The 2,527-nt window shown below is 72.1% G+C and carries 4 protein-coding genes; 3 read left to right on the top strand and 1 reads right to left on the bottom strand.

Annotated features, from left to right (window positions below; all coding sequences use genetic code 11):
* Positions 1-310 precede the first annotated feature (310 nt).
* A complete protein-coding gene (locus QH270_RS11275) occupies positions 311-982 on the top strand; it encodes a response regulator transcription factor (protein ID WP_280340728.1) in 672 nt (223 codons plus the stop codon).
* 25 nt (positions 983-1,007) lie between these two features.
* Here the strand turns inward: QH270_RS11275 and QH270_RS11270 are convergent, their stop codons facing one another.
* The gene (locus tag QH270_RS11270) at positions 1,008-1,592 is read right to left on the bottom strand and encodes a TetR family transcriptional regulator (protein ID WP_280340727.1); all 585 of its coding nucleotides are present in this window, start codon (positions 1,590-1,592) and stop codon (positions 1,008-1,010) included.
* 125 nt (positions 1,593-1,717) lie between these two features.
* On the opposite strand from QH270_RS11270, the gene QH270_RS11265 reads away from it, so the two are divergent.
* Positions 1,718-2,419 carry an SDR family oxidoreductase gene (locus tag QH270_RS11265; protein WP_280340726.1) on the top strand — a complete coding sequence of 234 codons (702 nt, stop codon included), beginning with the start codon at positions 1,718-1,720 and terminating at the stop codon, positions 2,417-2,419.
* 19 nt (positions 2,420-2,438) lie between these two features.
* A partial coding sequence (locus QH270_RS11260) for a tautomerase family protein (RefSeq protein ID WP_280340730.1) occupies positions 2,439-2,527 on the top strand: 89 nt, incomplete at its 3' end.

The raw sequence follows: 2,527 nt of genomic DNA, 5'->3' as shown, positions 1-2,527 counted from the left end.
GCCGGACCGCCAGCGCGTCGGCGCGCGCCCCGAGTTCGCCGTAGGTCAGCTCGGTGTCGGCCACCCGCCCCGCGGGGGGGGCCCGGGGCGGGCGGGCCCCGGGGGGGGGACCCCGGGCGCCGGGGGGGGGGGGCGGCCGGGGCCGCGGCCGCCGCCCCGGGTCCGGCGGAACCGGGGACCGCCCGATACCCGGGGTCGGGCTGGCGGGCCTGCGGACACGAGTCGAGGTGCTGGCGGGAACATTTCACGCCGCGCCACAGGGCGATCGCTTCGTCGTCACGGCCCGGATCCCCGTCGCCGACGGAGCGCGATGACCATCCGGGTGCTGCTCGCCGACGACGAGCCGTTGATCCGTGCCGGAGTCAGGGCGATCCTGTCCACCGACACGGAGATCGACGTGGTCGCCGAGGCAGGCGACGGGCGCGAGGCGGTCGAACTGGCGCGCCTGCACCGTCCCCACATCGCGTTGCTCGATATCCGCATGCCCCGCCTGGACGGCCTCGGCACCGCCGCCGAACTGGCCACCGCGGTGCCCTCGGCGAAGGTCGTGCTGCTGACCACATTCGACGAGGACGACTACGTGGACGCCGCCCTGGCGCACGGTGTGGACGGCTTCCTGTTGAAGGCCGCCGACCCGCGCGAGCTGCTCCTCGGAATCCGGGCCGTGGCGAACGGGGCGGCCTTCCTCTCCCCACGCATCGCGCGGAAGGTCATCGCCCGGTTCGGCGCGGCCGCGCCCGCGGGCACCGCGGCCAGGCTACGGCTCGATGTCCTGACCGCACGGGAGCGGGAGGTGCTCGGCCTGCTCGGACGCGGCCTGTCCAACGCCGACATCGGCCGCGCGCTGTTCCTCGCGGAGGCGACGGTGAAATTCCATGTCAGCGCGATCCTGCGCCGCCTGTGCCTGGACAACCGCGTACAGGCCGCGATCCTCGCCCACGAAGCCGGGCTGACGCGCGCGGACCGCCCGGCGCCGGGCTGACCGCCGCGATGGACGGACTCGGCCGTCACCGCTCGCGGAGCAGAAACTCCTTGGCGGTCCGTAGAATTCGCTCCGAGAGATCGGCGTCGTCGGCGCCGGCTCTGGCCAGCATCAGCGCCCCCGCCATCAGGGTGACCTCGAGCAGGGCTTCGCTGTCGCCGGAGCCGGTGTCCGCCTCGAACTCGGCCAGCTTCGCGACCATGGTGCCGAGGCCGTCGAGGTAGGCGCCGCGCAGGGGGCCGCCCGGTTCCGCGCGGGCCGCGTCCCCGGCCGTGGCCGCGATGCCGCATCCCTGGCCGGGGTGATCCCGGTGCACCGTCGACAGGTAGCGCTCGATGAACGTCGCCCGCGCCGACGGACCGTCCGGGCTCTGCGCGCGGATCTCCTCCATGTCGCGGATCTTCTCCGCGTAGGCCGCCGCACAGGCCTGCACGACCAGGTCGGATTTGGAGGAGAAGTGCCGGTAGAAGCCGCCGTGGGTGAGGCCGGCGGCGGCCATCGTCTCCGGGACGGTGAGGGCATCGACCCCGCGTTCACGCACCCGGGCCGCCGCCACCTCGACGATCTCCCGCCGATGCGACTCCGCCTGCGCTCGGGACGCCCGTGCCATGGGAGCTCTCCTTCCTGACTGCTCGCGGGCCGCGCGTGGCCTGCGATCGCTGACGACAAGTCTTGCGCACTCGTATAGATGATGTCCATAATCTAAATCTCGAACAGGTCGACGAAGGGGATTCCATGACCACCATCGCCGGATCGGTCGCACTGGTGACCGGCGGACAACGCGGACTCGGCAGCGCGTTCGTCGACGAGCTGCTGCGCCGGGGCGCCGCCAAGGTGTACGCGACAGCGCGGAACCCGCGGCCCGGCGACGACTCCCGGATCGTGCCGCTGCCGCTGGATGTCACCGATCCGGCCTCGGTGACCGCGCTCGCCGAGGCCGCCACCGATGTCGACATCCTGGTCAACAACGCGGGTGTCCTGCTGCCGGCACCGCTGCTGACCGGCGATATCGCCGAGGTGATCGCCACCTTCGACACGAATGTCTTCGGTCCGTTGCGCGTCATCCAGGCGTTCGCACCGATCCTGGCCGCGCGCGGGGGCGGCGCCCTGGTGGACATCCACTCGGTCCTGTCGTGGGGCGCGGGCGCCGCCGCGTACGGCGCGTCGAAGGCCGCGTTCTGGTCGCTCACCAACTCGGTCCGGATCGAGCTCGCGGCCCAGCACACCCAGGTGACCGGCGTGCATCTCGGCTTCGCCGACACCGAGATGGTGCGAGCCCTCCCCTTCGACAAGATCGCGCCGGAGCGGGTCGCCGAGAGCGTCTTCGACGGCGTGGAACGGGGCGACAGCGAGGTCCTCGTCGACGAGATCACCCGGACCGTCAAGGCCGCGCTGTCCGGACCGGTCGAAGGTTTGACCATTCCCCTGCGCCGCTGACCCACCCAGGAGACACATCATGCCGCTGTGGCACATCCACCATCCCGCGAACACCTACTCCGACAAGGACTTAGCGGACTTCGCCCGGGCGATCACCGAGATCTACAC

Origin of the sequence: Nocardia neocaledoniensis, from assembly GCF_029868625.1 — a bacterium.
Classification (GTDB): domain Bacteria; phylum Actinomycetota; class Actinomycetes; order Mycobacteriales; family Mycobacteriaceae; genus Nocardia; species Nocardia neocaledoniensis_A.
Note: the sequence above shows the minus strand (reverse complement) of the source record. Positions and strands in the feature narration are given on the sequence as shown.

Excerpts from the sequence above, each read along its gene's own strand:
- QH270_RS11265 (WP_280340726.1), top strand. The coding sequence starts at position 1,718 with ATGACCACCATCGCCGGATCGGTCGCACTGGTGACCGGCGGACAACGC.
- QH270_RS11270 (WP_280340727.1), bottom strand. The coding sequence starts at position 1,592 with ATGGCACGGGCGTCCCGAGCGCAGGCGGAGTCGCATCGGCGGGAGATC.
- QH270_RS11275 (WP_280340728.1), top strand. The coding sequence starts at position 311 with ATGACCATCCGGGTGCTGCTCGCCGACGACGAGCCGTTGATCCGTGCC.